Raw genomic sequence first — 15,732 nt, 5'->3', positions numbered from 1 at the left:
TCTTGTGTGTCAGCTACTTCGGCATGTTTTGCAGAAAGAGGGATCGGCTGTGGTCCATCAGTCGGACCACTGCGGTGGCTGCGCCGTCCGGATCGCGGTCACCGATGGCCGCAAGCAGCTGCCGGTGTGGGTCGTCGTCGGTCCAAGGTCCGATGAACAGCTGTCGAGTCTCCTTGTCGGACTTACCTTGTGGGATGCTCATGGTGTCAGAGCGATCGAGACTGCGGTAGATGTCCGTGATCAGTTGGTTCCCGCTCGCTGCGAACATCTCCAGGTGGAAGTCGAGGTCGTACTCGACGGATTTGGCGACGTCGGGCTCAGCGTCTCGGCCATCCAAAGCCCGAGTCATTCGGTCGATGTCTTCGGGCAGGGCTCGTTCGGCTGCGAGTCGGGCGGCGTAGAGCTCCAAAGCTTCACGGGCTTCGAAGATTTCGAGCACGTTCTCCGCCGCTGCACGTCTTTGAAGTGCAATTTCGAGTTCTGAGCTCGCGCAGACGTAGGTTCCGTCTCCCGGGCGTGCTTCGAGGAGGCCGGCATGGACGAGGCCGCGAATGGCCTCCCGGACCGTATTGCGGCTCGCGCCGGTCATTTCGACAAGTTGATGCTCGCCGGGGATCTTCTCCCCTAATTCCCAGTTGCCAGAAGTGATCTGGGACCGCAGTTGTTCCGCGATCTGCACTGAAAGTGGGATGTTGCGTGCGGTGGGTGCGATACGGGAATCCGGCATGAGTCAAATGTAGGACATTTGGCGATTTGTGGATAGGTTTACCTTTGTGATCTAGGGCACTCGGGTTCGGATCGGCCTGGGCGGGGTACCGCCCTTCCGCATGTCTGCGTGCACGTGAGTGCTCCTGCCGACCGCGCACGGGGCAGTTGACTCGACTCGAAGGGCAACTGCGATCGATTCCTCACGGAACCTCATGCCTAGCAGACCCTCACGTGCGGGTCATTGCTGCGATTCCAGCGTCCATGCGGGCTGGTCGGTCACTTCCGGGCCGTCGTGCAGCACCCAAGCACACGGCTCGGAAATGTAGGTGGCAGCATCGGTGAACCAGTATGTTTCGTCGGGTGCCCAGCCCGCGATGACGCTCGCCGTCTCGGTATCGACCTCGATCGCGGTTCCTGCTGCCGCGAGGTATCCCGTCACGGTAAGGTGCACTCCCTCAAATCTTTCCGCGACCTGCACCCAGTCGGGGATGACCCACCCGCCTGATCGGCCGGTAGTCCGATACCAAACCTGCCGCGTTTCTGCGGTGACCTCGAGCGGGAACCGTCTGCACAGCTCCGACCAGGCTTGCGCGCTGTCGATCTCGTAGATGCGTGCGCCAGTCGGTGGCCGCAATGCTCGGACGACGACCCGTTCCCATCCCATGCTGTCTTCGACGAACCACAAGCCCGCCGGAGTCCCGTCGAACAGCGCCCTCGTCGAACCCTGAGTGGGTGGATTCGACCACCAATAACCTGACCAGTTCGCCGCGGGGTCCACCGGGCGGTCACGTTCAGCTCTCGCTTCCGATTCCAGGGTGCTCGTGCGCCACTCGCTGAGGAGTTGTTGCGCAGCAGGCACTTCGTCTGTGTCCGGAGATTCCTCACCTCTGCTCAGAATCGACCATTGGTCGGATGAGGCGAGCGAGGTTGACCACCACCGCGCGCATTCGGAGCCGGCGATGTGCTCGGCGACGCGTCGAAGCTCATCTCGCATAACTTCGGTGGCGACGAGGACGTCTTCTCCGTCGGGATCCTGCCAGTAACGCGCCGCATCGACCGCTTCTGCGAGGGCGGAGCGTAGATCGACGGCGGTGACGTCGGGGAGCGATATTTCCGTGAGGCTGCGCGCCACGCCCTCCGCGGTGACTATGGTCTGCCGGGCCTCTTCGGCGCCCGGGCCGAACAACACTTGGGAGGTTCCTTGTCCGATGTCGAGGTGATACGCCGCCCGGTGAGCGTTGATGCGGAACATGTCGTCGCCTGGCTCGGGACGCAGGGCGCGTTCGGCGTCGATCGCATACGCGAGCAGCATCCGGCGTCCGCGCGGGCCCGACAGCAAAATATCCGCAGTGAGCATCTGTTCTCCCGTTTTCTGGTTCAGATGACGGTAGCCGAGGTCGTTGAGACGGAGAACTTTCTCCCTTGATGTCGGAAATCCCGACGGTCCCGTCGCGCACGACATGATCGCCACACACTGCATTCGGCGGCGAAGGCGGACGGAAGGGAGCCCCAGGCTGCTGCCAGTCGCGTGAACGCCGCTTCTTTGGTGTGCGCGATCACTGCCGTCTTTGTGTAGCCGTGGTTTTCGTCGATCAGAGCTCTCTGTTTGCCTGTAGTGACTGCGAAATAGGTCGTATTGATCGCTGAGGCTGAACAATGGAGAGGGCTGAAAAGGTTGGGAGACAGGTGTTTTGGCGAGAGTGATCCGTGTGCCATCAGTACAGTCTCGACCGGAACCAGTGATCGAGGCTGATCATGTCGATCTGGTGCATGTCGAGACTCAGCTGGGCAGCAGCTTTCACCGCGTCGGCGCGGGGGATAGAGTTCTGGGGCAGAGTCCAGTTGGTCTCCCGCGCATGTTGCTCGAGAAGGTCGATGACTGTCCGCGGGACAGGCTCGTTGACGTGAAGTGTTGAGCCGTAGCGAAATTGCTGTTCTATCGACAACTCGTAGATGGATCGGGCGAGTAGGTCTACGTCGACTACCGACAGGACAGCGCTACCGCCGTCGATGATCGAGTCGAGGCGAGAGACAATTCGCGTCAGTGTCGGAAGAAACCATCTGTCGCCGGGTCCGTACACGAGATGCGGCCGGACGACCAGGCCTCCGGCGTCGCGCACGAACTTCTCGGCGAGAGCGCGCGTGCGACTGGCAGGTGAGAAGGGGCTGAGAGGTGCGCCGTTGACCGGCAAGTCTCGAAACGGTCCCGGCCCGTACACGGCCGCGGTACTGACGTAGAGCAAGCGTTCGACGCCGACGGTGGCGGCCATCGACGCAACGTTCTGTACGCCGTGTTGGTTGACGTGAACGCACCGTTGTTCGTCGTCGCCCACGTACGACACGCAACAGATGACGGTCGACGCCTGACTCATTGCAACTCGTAGAGAAGCACTTTCGTTGATGTCGCCGATCACGGTGGCGATTCCTTCACGGCCGAACTGTTTGGCTGCGGTGGCCGTGCGAACGAAACCGATTGCAGCGTTTCCGTGGCGGGAAACCAGCTGTTTCATCACTGCCGAGCCGATGAAACCAGTGGCCCCGAGTACCAGAGTCGTCACGGTGTGTCCGTGTCGAGAGCGTTGCTGCGGGCTCTTTCGACGTATCGTTGAGATTCATTCCGTCGGCAACGAGAGCTGGGTAGATCATGCAGGAGCGTGCTGTCCTGACGCGCCAGGCCGTCATTTTGGGTGCTGCGAAGAGCTTCGAGAAGTTCGGGTACTCCGCCAGTTTGGGCACGATCTTGCAGCACGGGGGTGTGTCGAAGGGGGCGATGTATTTTCATTTCGCGTCCAAGGAGGAGCTTGCGCACGCGGTCATCGCAGCGCAGCACGGTATGGCGATGGAGGGTACCCGGCGGGTTGCTGCGCACTCCGACATCGCGGTCGAAACCCTGGTGCTCGTTTCGCAGGAGATGGCTCGGCAGCTTGTGACCGAGCCCATCGCGCGAGGTGGCATGCGGTTGACGATGGAGATCGGCAGTATTCAAGGCCCCATCGAACAGCCGTACCTCGATTGGATCGAGGCTATCAAGCAGGTGGCAACCCAAGCGGCCGAAGCCGGCGATATCGTCCCGGGCACCGATATAGACGCGTTGGCTCGATTTGTGGTGGGGTCGTTCACCGGAGTGCAGATTCTCTCGGAAATGCTGACGGGCAGAACCGATCTGTACGAGCGGTTGAGTCAGATGTGGAACCTGGTGCTGCCAACGATCGTCCGCGAGGACAAGTTGGCGCACGTCATGCAACTGGCGGCGCTTGCACCGAGAGAGTGGGAAGCACCGAGCGCTTGACGTGGTAGACGCGACGAGAAGAACGTGTTCGTTCCCTCTCATGATTGGTCCGCAACTGTAATTTCGAGTTCCGCGGTGGTTTCCAGTTCTTGAGTGAACCGAACTCGGTGCACATGGCCCGACGCGTCAAGGGGGATCGTTGACACCTCGCACGGCGTTTCCCATTCAGTGAACCTCGGAAAGACCGCCGAGAGTGAGGCGATCTTTGTTGCTGGGTTGCCGATGTGAAATCGGAGCGCTTGTCGGGCGGCCTCGAAAAGAATCATTCCTGGGATGTGGTCGACGGGGTGGTCGAAAAGGGAGTGGTTGCGCGGATCGGGAGCGCAGAACATCGCGTGCCGAGCAGGATCAGTGCTGATGAGCACATCTCCATCGGTTAGGCGTCCGACTCGCTCCGATCCGACCACCGCGGCTCCGGAAGGAAGGATGCGTCGGCTCGGGCGGTGGTCTTCTCGTCCTTGCCGAATTCGACGGTATCCCTCGGGGCTGACTCCTCGCGCAACAGCGTTGCATCTGGCGACGTGCCGGTTGCCCTCGCTGAGGATCCCCGACACTTCGACCCCCGAAACCGCTCCGTCGCGATGAGTGAGGTTGTCCACTGTCATCGAGAAACTCAACGGCTCCGCGACTGATTGCACGTCGAGCGCGTCCAGCATCTCGAAGCTGAACGTTTCCATGACGAACTTGTAGTGCAGTGGAATCTCGTATCGGGTGTGGCACAGAAGCACCACTGCCTGTCGAAATGCTTCTGCCACCCCGAGCGGATCGTGTTGCTCGCTCGATACGTCGAATATCCGGTGCGAGACCGGGAGTTGCACAGCAACCTGGTACGCCGAGTCCGATTCGATCCGGTAGTCCGTCAAGAAAACCTCGGCAACAGCATGTCTGTGGACGAGATGCCGCGGCACTGTGCGTGTGTATTCCATTGATTGAATGCACCTTTCGATGTTCACTCGTGTCTTCGGTGTCGTGTAGGACCTAATATTCGACGTCCGGGCGCGTCATCGAATCGTCAAAATTGACGATCTTTTCGAAGGTCGAGTTCGATCAGGGGCGGCACCCCATCTCGGCGAGTGTGTCTGGGGCACTTCCTGCTAGAAGCGTCCGATCCGAAGTTCCAGTGGGTGTCTGCGTGCGTCGTGACCAGAGCGGCGGAGCATCGCGCATGCCTCCAGCTGGGAATGCACCCCCAGTTTTTGCAGGATGCTTCGGATGTGGGCGCGAACCGTGGTCGGTGCGATGTGGGCGGTTCGAGCAATCGAGTCGACATTCGAGCCTCCGTAGAGAAGGCCCACGATCTCGAACTCGCGATCGGTGAGACTGCTGATTCGTGCGAATTCTTCGGTGCGCAACCGGATGCGTTGTACGAGCGAGGACTTGTCGTGTGCAGACCGAGCGGAGTTGGGGTTGATCGCGGCCTGCAGCTCATCGAGCAGGGATGTGAATGGCAGTTGAGAGTTGAGCACGGCGTGGGCGCCCGCTGCGAGCCCCCGAATCATGGAGTTGCCGCTACTGAGATCGCCGACCAGGACCGATCCCTCGAGCGCGGAGAGCTCCTTCACCTGCCAATCGACGCCCCCGAGTGGTAGGAGAACGAGCGCTCTACCGTGATCGCTGGTGTGATGCCTTAACAGGCTCATGTCTGCGGTTTGTGGCTCGGAATAAGCCCTGGCGCTGATTCCGGCAGCGATTGCATTGGCGAACCCTCGATTGCTATGAGTGGTGTACACGGTGACTGTGCTGGAGAGTGTCATAGCGACTACATCTCCGGTGGAGGTCCGCTCCGCCCGCTCTCTTCGCTGCGAAACCAAAACCGTTGCTTTCAGCGTGGTTTCGTCAGCAGGTTAGCTATCGCAGTGACCTTTCCGCTGATGCGCACGAAGGTTACGGCGATATCGCAGTTGCCCGTCTTCCCATGGAAACTCGCGCGTTCGTCACCTGATCATGGACCTTCGAATTATGCTGGGGCGCTGAATATTTGGGCGATGAGCATCCCGTGTAGACGAGTCATTGGGCGTTCCGTCGACGACGTGAACAACTCTCCGGTGTCTCGAGGCATTCAGGCGTCTCGATCGAGTTCCGCGAGGCCGGTGCGTCGCGCCTCAATGTTCCGTGCGCGGCCGGGTCGAGATATTGACTGTTACCGTCAGTTGCACATACCCTGTTCATTGGCGCTGACCTTAGGGAACCCGGCCTGAACCGGCCGATCGTTCTCGGTCACTGCCGACGCCAGAAGTAGCTTCGCGACGACCGACGAAACGAGTTTCCTCATGACACAGCATGTCGACGTACTGATCATCGGCGCTGGCTTGTCCGGAATCGGCGCGGCTTGCCACCTCATTCGTGAGCAGACCGGAAGCACTTACGCGATCCTCGAACGCCGCGAGAACATCGGTGGCACCTGGGACCTGTTCAAGTATCCCGGCATCCGTTCGGATTCCGACATGCTCACCTTCGGATTCGGTTTCCGTCCGTGGATCGGAACCAAAGTGCTCGCAGACGGCGCCAGTATCCGTGACTACGTCGAGGAAACCGCCAAGGAATACGGCGTCACCGACCACATCAACTTCGGCCGCAAGGTCGTGGCAATGGACTTCGATCGCGCGACTGCACAGTGGTCCGTGACCGTCCTGGTCGAGGCGACGGGGGAGACCGAGACGTGGACCGCGAACGTCCTCGTCGGCGCCTGTGGTTATTACAACTACGACAAGGGATACCGCCCCGCCTTCCCCGGTGAGGACGACTTCCGCGGTCAGATCGTGCACCCGCAGCACTGGCCGGAGGATCTCGATTACACCGGAAAGAAGGTAGTGGTCATCGGTTCCGGTGCCACCGCGATCACGCTGATCCCATCGATGGCCCCCACTGCCGGTCACGTCACCATGCTGCAGCGCTCGCCCACGTGGATCCAGGCGCTACCGTCCGAGGACCCTGTGGCCAAGGGTCTCAAGCTTGCACGCGTTCCCGATCAGATCGCTTACAAGATCGGTCGAGCCCGCAATATCGCACTGCAACGCGCCAGCTTTCAGCTCTCACGCACCAATCCGAAGCTGGCGAAGAAGCTGTTCCTCACCCAGATCCGCTTGCAACTCGGCAAGAACGTGGACCTGCGTCACTTCACCCCCAACTACAACCCGTGGGATCAGCGCCTGTGCGTGGTTCCCAACGGGGACCTGTTCAAGGTGCTCAAGAGTGGCAAGGCCGACATCGTCACCGACCGTATCGCCACGTTCACCGAGAAGGGCATCGTGACCGAGTCGGGCCGCGAAATCGAGGCCGACGTCATCGTCACGGCGACCGGCTTGAACGTACAGATCCTGGGCGGGGCGACCATGAGCATCGACGGCGAGCCCGTCAAGCTCAACGAGACGGTCGCCTACAAGAGCGTGCTCTACTCCGACATTCCGAACTTCCTGATGATCCTCGGCTACACCAACGCATCCTGGACGCTCAAGGCCGACCTGGCCGCGTCCTATCTGTGTCGCGTACTCAAGATCATGCGTAAGCGCGACTACACGACTTTCGAGGTTCACGCCGAACCTGAGGACTTCGCGGAAGAATCTCTCATGGGCGGAGCCCTGACCTCGGGCTACATCCAGCGCGGCGACGGAGAAATGCCGCGTCAGGGTGCCCGCGGCGCGTGGAAAGTGGTCAACAATTACTACCGCGACCGCAAGCTGATGCACGACGCCGAGATCGAAGACGGTGTGCTGCAGTTCAGCAAGGTAGACATTCCTGTCGTGCCTGATAGCAAGGTCGCCAGCGCCTGAGCCGGCTCCACTCGAATGAACGGGGTTGCGCCCCCTTGCCTGAATCCGTGATCTTTTCGTTTTGTCGGAGAGTCGAGGTTCGCGTTCGTGGCGTTTCGAAAGTTGCTGCAGGAAGAGCGAGTCCAGACTTCGGTCTGCCATCTGGGCGGCTGGGCATGCTTGCCGCGGTCCGAAGCTCGATTGAGACGACCACCGCTCGCTGACAATATCCAGGCGTTTGCCGGCTGACGGCAATCAACGGCGGCGCGAACGCGTCGCGACCTGCCTAACCGTGCCGTCATCGACACGAAATGCTTTTGGCTGCAGCAATTTTGGCGCGAGTCGAAGGTTTGGCAGATCGGGGAGAACGTCCTGATGGTTCGGTTATTGTCGGTCGCGCATCGCTTGTCGATTCAGCACGTCTACTTCGCAGCCCGGCGCGGCTGGATCGAAACCATGCTCGACCAGCCAGCGCACGCCTCTCAAGCTGCGCAACGACCACCACGCCTGGATGACCTCGAGGTCGACGTCAGTGCCGTAGCCCTCAACCACGTCATCGAGATGTTCCGGGTGGCCGAGGGTCAGTGTTGCGAGGTCGTACAAGGGATCGCCCTGAGCGGCTTCGGACCAGTCGATGACGCCGGCAACTTCGTCATCGGTCACGAACACATGGGAGGCTTGGAGATCGCCGTGCGTGAATACCGGTGTCCACGACCTGAGCGCAATCTCGGCAATCCGACGGTTGGATGTAATCACTCCGGTGGCAACCACCCCGCTCCTGGTCAGCCATGCACATTCGCGGTCCAGTTCTGAGGCGATGTCGTCGAGACTACGGCCGGGCCAGGGCGGCAACGGTGCGTCGTGCAGCGTTCGAACGGCGGCACCCGCTGCGGCCCACGCCGCTGAAGACGTGGTCGACGGTCTGCCTAGGCGACCGAGCGCGTGTCCCGGCAGAGCGGCGAGCGCGAGCACGGGCGGTGTGCGCCACAGAATCTGCGCTGTCGGGATTGGGGCCCGGAGCATTGCTTCGACCTCGACGTCGGTATTCGACTGATCGGCGTCGATCTTGAGGAACACCTCACCGACGCGCAGAGTCGCGCGCTCGGTATGGGCGACGACGACCTCGACTTCTGTCACGTCGGTCAGTATGGCTGGGATGCGCCTTGGCGTCGCCGGGTTTCTCGCGTGCGGTCATTCGCGATCGGAGCGCGGTATGGTCCGCTGACCTCCCGCACCTCAAACTTTCTCAACAAACTGCCTTACTGCTCCCTTGTTTGCTGCGTGACATCATCAAGGTCCGCCAAGTCAGTCTCACTGAGATCAATTCGCGAAGCAGCAATGTTGGCTTGTAGATGAGCGATGCTCGTGGTGCCGGGCAGGGGAATGACGGTGGCCGCGACCCCGCGCCCGCGCTGATGGACCCACGCAAGAGCGACCTGGCCAGCCGTCGCTCCGACACGAGAAGCGATGCTGGCAAGGGACCGAGCGACAAGATTGCCGGTGGAATGGTTGAGGTCGCCGTGCCCCATCGGCGAATGTGCGACCAGTGTGATCCCGAGGTCGGCGAGCGTTGGGAGGAACAGTTCAACATCTCGCCGTATAAGGGACCATTGCTCTTGCACGGCAGTGATCGGGTGTACGGCATGAGCTCGTCGGATGTCATCGAGCGTGACATTGGACAGCCCCAGAGCCCGGATCTTCCCTGCCTGGCGGAGCTCGGCCATAGCGTTGACGGTCTCCTCGATTGGTGTGTCCTCGCTGCGGTGATGCAGGTAGTAAAGATCGAGGTGATCGACGTCGAGGCGCCTGAGTGAGCCGTCGATGGCCGCGCGCACCGTTGCAGAGTCCGCCCGAACATTCCAGTCATCAGGACGACCGGACGGCCCGCGGTAGACACCGAATTTACTGCACAACGTGATGTGTTCACGGTTGGTGCCAATTGCCCGACCAACCAGCTCTTCGTTTCCATACATCTCGGCTGTGTCGAGCATGGGCACCCCGGAGTCGATCGCGGCGCGAACCAGTGCGGCGGGGTCGCGGTCAGCATCACCCCACCCGCTGTCGGTCAATCGCATCAGGCCCAGGCCCTGGATGGGCCCGTCATCGAATGTTTTCGGCGCGACAGTCATGAATGAGTACATTATCGGGGCCGCTGATCAGAACCAGGTCGCCAAAGAGGCCGATTCCGGCGACTTCGACATCTCGCTGCATCGCCCGTTCAGCGCTTGACGCGGTGCAGCTGTCGATCGCTGTTTGGAAGTGGGCGTACACAGCTGAATATCACGCTGCGAAATGTCGAGTGTCCTGACGTGCTCAGGATGATTCTGTCCGCTTGACCCGCGCGTTATGCACAACCATCGGGACAGTTATTGCCAGGACCATCGCTATCACGAACACCGATATGAAGACCCAGGGGCGCGCTGCTTCGGATGCTCGGACGGTCAACACAGCTCCACTCGTAAGCAGGGGCATCCCTGCTGCCGCGAGTAGATCGACGTGCCGCGGGGCGACGGGAGGTCCGGCGAAGTATGGAACTCGAACCCCTGAGTTCTCCCGAAGCATCCGTCGCTCCGACATCGCGTAAGTGGTCGCGCCGACTACGAAAATGGCCAGTCCGAGTACGACAAGACCAATTCCCGTTCGGGTGGTGAGCGCGGCAAACATGAACACCGATGTCACTGCCGGATAGAGCACCACCATCTTCCAGAGTGGAGTCTTGGACCGCGTGTCGACTGCAACACTGACCGGGCGCATCGGTTCGAGAGGCTCCATCAGCTCAGCGTGCCATGCGCCGCTCGGGAAACAAACTGCCTGTGCCGTTTCTGGCAGACTCCGGCTGCCTGGCCTGGATGTCGGGACCCCTCACTACGATTCTCATCGTGACCGATTACGACGATCTCGACATGTTCGGTGGCCTCGACGCCTCCTCCCTGCCGCTCCGCCAGCAGCAGATTCTGATGACCATCCGGGATCTCGTGGCTGCCAACGGGTGCACGCCGAGCACACGGCAGATCGGAGACGCGGTTGGTCTGCGCTCGACGTCGACGGTGTCCAAGCACCTCAAGAGTCTCGAAGAGAAGGGCTTCCTCCGTAGGGGAGCGGCCATGGCTCGGCAGTTGGACGTGCGGCCGTTCCTCGTAGGCGCGAAGGAACAGTCGTCGTCGAATACGGTGACGGTTCCGGTCGTCGGTGACATCGCGGCCGGCGCGCCGATCCTCGCGGAGGAGCACGCCGACGAGGTGCTTGCGCTTCCTCGCGAGCTCGTCGGCTCTGGCACGGTGTTCGGACTTCGGGTGCGTGGTGAGTCGATGGTCGACGCAGCGATCTGTGACGGTGACGTCGTCGTGGTGCGCCGCCAGGACGAAGCTCATTCCGGTGAGATCGTCGCCGCGATGATCGACGGCGAGGCCACGGTGAAGGTGCTCCGGCGTCGCGACGGTCACGTGTACCTCGAGCCTCGTAATCCCGCATACAGCGTCATCGACGGCGATCGCGCGGTCATCCTGGGCAAAGTTGTTTCCGTGATGCGACGTATCTGAGAGGTGTCCGGTCTCAGCGATGGTTGGCGCGGGGACCGCCGTATTCCTCATCGGTGACTTTGTCGCCCCATGTAGTTTCGGTGCCTCCGTCGCCGGGTCCTTCCCACAGTGCGAGGTGGCTCATGAAACGGTCGGGTGCCGCGCCGTGCCAGTGTTCCTCTCCCGCTGGGGTGTAGACGGTCTCACCCGGGTGGACTTCGACGATCTCGCCGCCGCGAGCTTGAACCAGCGCGGTCCCGGAGACGATGTGGAGGGTCTGTCCGACTGCATGGGAGTGCCAGTCGGTTCGCGCGCACGGTGCAAAGCGAACCATGTTGGCGCGCATCCTCGACGGCTCCTGTCCGGCGTAGATGACGTCCCACCAGACGTCGCCGGTGAACCAGTCGCTGGGTGCTTTGCTGGTGGGCTGGGGCTTCAAGATTTCCATGAGGTCTCCTCGGAATCGAAAGGGGCGGTTCAGTTCTGCGTCAGCGGAACAAGTCGAATGGTGTTGGGTGCGGCGGCGCGGCCGGTGACGGAGCCGACGATCTGCGGGCCGTAGCGGTCGTACTTGGTGTGATAGGCGGAGTCGATCGACGAGTGGGCATCCGGTGCGGCGGACTCGAACGCCACGTCCCGCTCGATTCCTCCTGCTCGGATTCGGCCCGTTCCACTTGCCGTTGCTCGGACGAACCACGGGTTGTCGGTTCCGTAGGCCGAGCGAACGTACAGTTGGTTGTCGGTACGGACAACCCAAATCGTGACGTACGGCCTTGCGGTTCCGTCTCGGCGGTACGAGGAGACCTGCAACTCCTCGGCGTCGCCGATCTTGGTCAGTTCAGCCTCGGTCCACGAGTGCGACATCTCGGCTTCCTTTCTCCTGGTCGAATTGCTTTGCGGTACTTCGCGTTCTCGTAGCCGGGACGATCAGTGCGAGGACGATGACGAGACAAGCGGCGAGCAGGGCGGTGCCTGCGGTGAGAGCCGTTGATACGTGATCGGTGAGTGCCGTTGTAGCGTCGTCGGCAGAGGATCCGGCGCCCGCGGAGACTGCGACGAGGATGCCGAGTCCGAGGGCACTGCCCAGTTGATGTGCAGTGTTGACCAATCCTGATGCGGCACCGGCATCTTCGGCCTGTACCCCGGAGATGCCAGCAGAAGTCAGTGGGGCGAAAGCCAACCCCTGTCCGGCGCCGATCAAGATCATCGGAAGTGCTATCGCAGTGAGGTACGTGCTGCCGGGATGGACCAGACTGAGCCACGCCATCCCGGCTAGGGTGACGGCAATGCCAACCGACAGAATTGCGGAATTTCCGAATCGCGGTGTCAGTCGCGGAATAAGCATCGCCACAGCAAAATTGACGATCGTCATCGGGAAGAAGGCGATGCCTGCTTGGAACGCGCTGAAGCCCATGACGCCTTGGAGTAGCTGAGTCGTGAAGTAGAAGAATCCGATCATGGCACCCAGATAGAGCATTCGGGCGGCGTACGCCCCGGATCGCTCCCGGCTACGGAACAACCTCAGTGGCATGATCGGCTGCTCCGCTCTCGCTTCGTTGAGGAAGAGCAAGGTCAGTAGTATCGCCCCGGCCGCCAGTGTCGCAACGGTGATCGGTGAGGTCCACCCCGCTTCGGCCGAGTTGACGGTGCCGAAGACGAGTGCGGTCATGCCGAGTGTGGCGAGAACAGCGCCGGCCACATCGAAACGTCCGGAGTTGGGCTCGGTTTCCGGAATGAACCGGGGAGCGAGAGCGATCATCGCGATACCGATCGGAACGTTGATGAAAAAGCCTGCGCGCCAAGACACCCAGTCGGCAAGGGCGCCGCCGATCACGAGTCCGAGGCTGGCGCCTATTCCCGCAGCAGCGCCGTACCAGGCAACAGCGCGCGTTCGCTCCGGGCCGGGCGGGAAACTGGCGGTCAGCAGTGACAGCGACGCCGGGGCGACCACTGCTGCTCCGACGCCTTGGAGAGCGCGCGCTGCGATGAGCCACCAACCGTTCGGCGCGACCCCGACGAGAAACGACGCAATCGCGAAAATCGCGAGACCGGCCACGAATACGCGACGACGGCCGAAGATGTCCCCGAGACGAGCACCCAGCAGGAGAAGCCCGCCGAACACCAGGGTGTAGGCGTCCTGGACCCAGGACAGCCCGGTTGCCGAGTAACCCATGCTGCTTTGGATGCTGGGTAGCCCGGTGAAGATGATCGAATTGTCGAGCAGGATTATGAAATAGCTGATCAGAATGATCGCCAGGATCGCGGTGGGATTGATGCGACCGGCAACAGGACGGGTGGCAATGTGGGTCACGCGCATCTTCTTCGCAAGTGGTGGACTTTCGCAAGTGGTGGACTACGGGCGGACGAGGACCTTCAACGATTCACGGGAGTCCATGGCTCGGTAGCCTTCCGCTACGTCGTCGAGTCCGACGGTGTGGTCGAAGACCTTGCCCGGCTCGATCTTTCCATCGAGCACATCCGGCATCAGCTCTTCGATGTACGCGCGCACCGGGGCCGGTCCACCGGTGAGTGTGATGTTGGGTCCGAAGAGTGTCCCGAATCCGATTGGAGCTTCTTCGTATTGGGGTACCCCGACTCGGCTGATGACGCCGCCCGGTCGGACAACTCCGAGCGACTGCTCGTAGGCAGGCATGTGACCTACCGCTTCGAGGACGACATGAGTGCCGTCGCCTCCGGTCAGTTCGCGGACTTTCTCGATGCCCTCATCTCCACGTTCGGCAACCACGTCGGTGGCTCCGAACTCGAGACCGAGATCCGTGCGGGTCTTGTGGCGCCCCATGAGGATGATGCGCTCGGCGCCGAGGCGTTTGGCGGAGAGCACTGCCATCAGCCCCACGGCTCCATCGCCGATGACCGTGACCGTCGTGCGTTGGTTGACGCCACCCTTGACCGCCGCGTGATAGCCGGTGCCGAAGACGTCGGAGAGTGTGAGCAGTGACGGTAGGAGTTCGGAATCCTCACCGACCGGCGCCTTGACCAGGGTGCCGTCTGCCAACGGCACTCGGATGGCCTCTGCCTGACCGCCTCCGATCCCGTTTCCGGCCCAGAATCCACCGTGTCGGCAAGACGCCTGCAAGCCTTCGCGGCAGAAGTCGCACGTCCCGTCGGACCAGGCGAAGGGGGCGATGACGAAGTCGCCCTTCTTCAACGTGGACACCTCGCGACCGGTCTCTTCGACCACTCCGACAAATTCGTGGCCCATCGGGGAACCACCGGGCGTGGCCGGCATGTTGTGGTAAGGGTGCAGGTCAGAGCCGCAAACGCACGCCCTGACGACCCGCACGATCGCGTCCGTCGGCTGCTGCAGTGCCGGATCGGGCACGGTCTCGACTCGAACGTCTCCGGCGCCGTACATGATGGTTGCTCGCATGGTGTCCCCTCTTGCTTCTGGTGTCGCGTGCTTCGAAGTCGACGTTTCGGCGTGGACCGGTCGACTGCAATCAGTCAACGCCGCGCCTCGCGGGCGCGGGAGTGTCTGTTGTTCCAGGTAACGGCAGTACCTCCCTCGGTCTTCTCCGCTCGAGTAACGTGAACTGCATGGACAACCGAGCCGAGATCCGCGAATTCCTCAGCTCCCGTCGTGCTCGCATCACACCCGAGCAGGCAGGGCTGCCGGCCTACGGCGGGAACCGTCGCGTCAAGGGGTTGCGCCGTGAGGAAGTCGCTCTGCTCGCCGGTGTGAGCATCGACTACTACGTGCGCATGGAACGCGGAAATCTGGCGGGAGCGTCGGACTCGGTGCTCGAAAGCCTTTCCCGAGCACTGCAACTCGACGAAGCCGAAACTGCCCATTTGTACGACCTCGCGAAGGCCGCCAGTGCAGGCGCACCGAGTAGAAAGCGGCCCGCCCCCAAGGGCGTGAGCCCGGTGATTCAGCAGATACTCGACGCCATCACCGACGCGCCGGCGTGGGTACGTAATGCCAGGCACGACATGCTGGCGGCCAATCGTATGGCGCGCGCGTTGTATTCGCCGGTGTTGGCCGATCCACGTAGGCCGGCGAACAACGCCCGGTTCGTGTACCTGGACCCGGCATCGCAGGACTTCTTCGTGGATTGGGAGCGCGCGGCAGACGACATCGCCGCGATGCTCCGCTCGGAAGCGGGGCGCAATCCTCATGACAAGGCGTTGACCGAGCTCATCGGTGAACTTGCCACTCGCAGTGAGGTATTCCGCACCCGGTGGGCGAAACACAATGTGCGCTTTCATCGGACGGGATTCAAGAAGGTTCGTCACCCCGTCGTCGGAGACCTGGAGCTGAACTTCGAGGCGATGGAACTGCCGTCCAATCCCGGGCTGACACTGCTGGTCTACACCGCGGCGCCGGGGACGCCCACGGCTGACGCACTCAAACTCTTGGCGAGTTGGGCGGCAACCCAGGATCAGCTGGATCCGGCGAACGACAGCGAAGCGGCGCTCTGAATTCGATCGGCAGGTAGTCGTGCCG

The 15,732-nt window shown here is 61.8% G+C and carries 16 protein-coding genes; 4 read left to right on the top strand and 12 right to left on the bottom strand.

Translation table 11 applies throughout. The annotated features are described in order from the left end of the window. Positions 1 to 13: 13 nt before the first annotated feature. The 3 genes from AOT96_RS07235 to AOT96_RS07225 all read right to left on the bottom strand — a co-directional run bounded on the left by AOT96_RS07235 (position 14) and on the right by AOT96_RS07225 (position 3,266). Positions 14 to 727 carry a FadR/GntR family transcriptional regulator gene (locus tag AOT96_RS07235; protein ID WP_065351497.1) on the bottom strand — a complete coding sequence of 238 codons (714 nt, stop codon included), beginning with the start codon at positions 725 to 727 and terminating at the stop codon, positions 14 to 16. 219 nt (positions 728 to 946) lie between these two features. Continuing rightward, positions 947 to 2,065 carry a hypothetical protein gene (locus AOT96_RS07230; protein WP_065352781.1) on the bottom strand — a complete coding sequence of 373 codons (1,119 nt, stop codon included), beginning with the start codon at positions 2,063 to 2,065 and terminating at the stop codon, positions 947 to 949. Positions 2,066 to 2,423: 358 nt separating this feature from the next. Beyond that, positions 2,424 to 3,266 (bottom strand): NAD-dependent epimerase/dehydratase family protein, encoded by an 843-nt coding sequence (locus AOT96_RS07225; protein WP_065351496.1) that lies wholly within the window; start codon positions 3,264 to 3,266, stop codon positions 2,424 to 2,426. An 86-nt stretch (positions 3,267 to 3,352) separates the two neighbouring features. Here AOT96_RS07225 and AOT96_RS07220 point away from each other — a divergent pair, with 86 nt between their 5' ends. Beyond that, on the top strand, positions 3,353 to 3,997 hold the full coding sequence (locus AOT96_RS07220; protein ID WP_003940238.1) for a ScbR family autoregulator-binding transcription factor: 645 nt from the start codon (positions 3,353 to 3,355) through the stop codon (positions 3,995 to 3,997). A 38-nt stretch (positions 3,998 to 4,035) separates the two neighbouring features. Here the strand turns inward: AOT96_RS07220 and AOT96_RS07215 are convergent, their stop codons facing one another. Both AOT96_RS07215 and AOT96_RS07210 read right to left on the bottom strand, forming a co-directional pair. Continuing rightward, positions 4,036 to 4,923 (bottom strand): ScbA/BarX family gamma-butyrolactone biosynthesis protein, encoded by an 888-nt coding sequence (locus AOT96_RS07215; RefSeq protein WP_065351495.1) that lies wholly within the window; start codon positions 4,921 to 4,923, stop codon positions 4,036 to 4,038. A 168-nt stretch (positions 4,924 to 5,091) separates the two neighbouring features. After that, entirely contained in the window at positions 5,092 to 5,751 is a 660-nt protein-coding gene (locus AOT96_RS07210) for a helix-turn-helix transcriptional regulator (protein ID WP_047271918.1), read from the bottom strand. 516 nt (positions 5,752 to 6,267) lie between these two features. Between AOT96_RS07210 and AOT96_RS07205 the strand changes: the two genes are divergently transcribed. Beyond that, positions 6,268 to 7,767 (top strand): flavin-containing monooxygenase, encoded by a 1,500-nt coding sequence (locus tag AOT96_RS07205; RefSeq protein ID WP_063315606.1) that lies wholly within the window; start codon positions 6,268 to 6,270, stop codon positions 7,765 to 7,767. 363 nt (positions 7,768 to 8,130) lie between these two features. Here the strand turns inward: AOT96_RS07205 and AOT96_RS07200 are convergent, their stop codons facing one another. The 3 genes from AOT96_RS07200 to AOT96_RS07190 all read right to left on the bottom strand — a co-directional run bounded on the left by AOT96_RS07200 (position 8,131) and on the right by AOT96_RS07190 (position 10,518). Continuing rightward, complete coding sequence (locus AOT96_RS07200) at positions 8,131 to 8,883, bottom strand: phosphotransferase family protein (RefSeq protein ID WP_042925138.1); 753 nt, start codon at positions 8,881 to 8,883, stop codon at positions 8,131 to 8,133. A 122-nt stretch (positions 8,884 to 9,005) separates the two neighbouring features. Then, positions 9,006 to 9,875 carry an aldo/keto reductase gene (locus AOT96_RS07195; RefSeq protein ID WP_197487714.1) on the bottom strand — a complete coding sequence of 290 codons (870 nt, stop codon included), beginning with the start codon at positions 9,873 to 9,875 and terminating at the stop codon, positions 9,006 to 9,008. Between the two features lie 184 nt (positions 9,876 to 10,059). Then, positions 10,060 to 10,518, bottom strand: coding sequence for a hypothetical protein (locus AOT96_RS07190; protein ID WP_063315607.1), 459 nt, complete (start codon positions 10,516 to 10,518; stop codon positions 10,060 to 10,062). A 77-nt stretch (positions 10,519 to 10,595) separates the two neighbouring features. Here AOT96_RS07190 and lexA point away from each other — a divergent pair, with 77 nt between their 5' ends. Beyond that, the gene (gene lexA / locus AOT96_RS07185) at positions 10,596 to 11,285 is read left to right on the top strand and encodes a transcriptional repressor LexA (protein ID WP_174519486.1); all 690 of its coding nucleotides are present in this window, start codon (positions 10,596 to 10,598) and stop codon (positions 11,283 to 11,285) included. A gap of 13 nt (positions 11,286 to 11,298) precedes the next feature. On the opposite strand, the gene AOT96_RS07180 is transcribed toward lexA, so the two are convergent. From AOT96_RS07180 to AOT96_RS07165, 4 genes are read right to left on the bottom strand one after another with little or no spacing between them, the layout of a single operon-like run. Further along, positions 11,299 to 11,712: a (R)-mandelonitrile lyase gene (locus AOT96_RS07180; protein ID WP_003939933.1), complete on the bottom strand. Its 414-nt coding sequence runs from the start codon at positions 11,710 to 11,712 to the stop codon at positions 11,299 to 11,301. 29 nt (positions 11,713 to 11,741) lie between these two features. Then, positions 11,742 to 12,128, bottom strand: coding sequence for a DUF2255 family protein (locus AOT96_RS07175; RefSeq protein ID WP_007729735.1), 387 nt, complete (start codon positions 12,126 to 12,128; stop codon positions 11,742 to 11,744). After that, entirely contained in the window at positions 12,103 to 13,581 is a 1,479-nt protein-coding gene (locus AOT96_RS07170) for an MFS transporter (RefSeq protein WP_230359136.1), read from the bottom strand. Before AOT96_RS07170 ends, AOT96_RS07175 begins: the two co-directional genes overlap by 26 nt. Before the next feature lie 36 nt (positions 13,582 to 13,617). Further along, entirely contained in the window at positions 13,618 to 14,655 is a 1,038-nt protein-coding gene (locus AOT96_RS07165; RefSeq protein WP_065351494.1) for a zinc-dependent alcohol dehydrogenase family protein, read from the bottom strand. A gap of 167 nt (positions 14,656 to 14,822) precedes the next feature. On the opposite strand from AOT96_RS07165, the gene AOT96_RS07160 reads away from it, so the two are divergent. Continuing rightward, positions 14,823 to 15,707: a helix-turn-helix transcriptional regulator gene (locus tag AOT96_RS07160; RefSeq protein ID WP_065351493.1), complete on the top strand. Its 885-nt coding sequence runs from the start codon at positions 14,823 to 14,825 to the stop codon at positions 15,705 to 15,707. Positions 15,708 to 15,732: the final 25 nt, after the last annotated feature.

This window comes from Rhodococcus sp. 008 (assembly GCF_001682295.1).
Lineage (GTDB): Bacteria > Actinomycetota > Actinomycetes > Mycobacteriales > Mycobacteriaceae > Rhodococcus_F > Rhodococcus_F qingshengii.
Note: the sequence above shows the minus strand (reverse complement) of the source record. Positions and strands in the feature narration are given on the sequence as shown.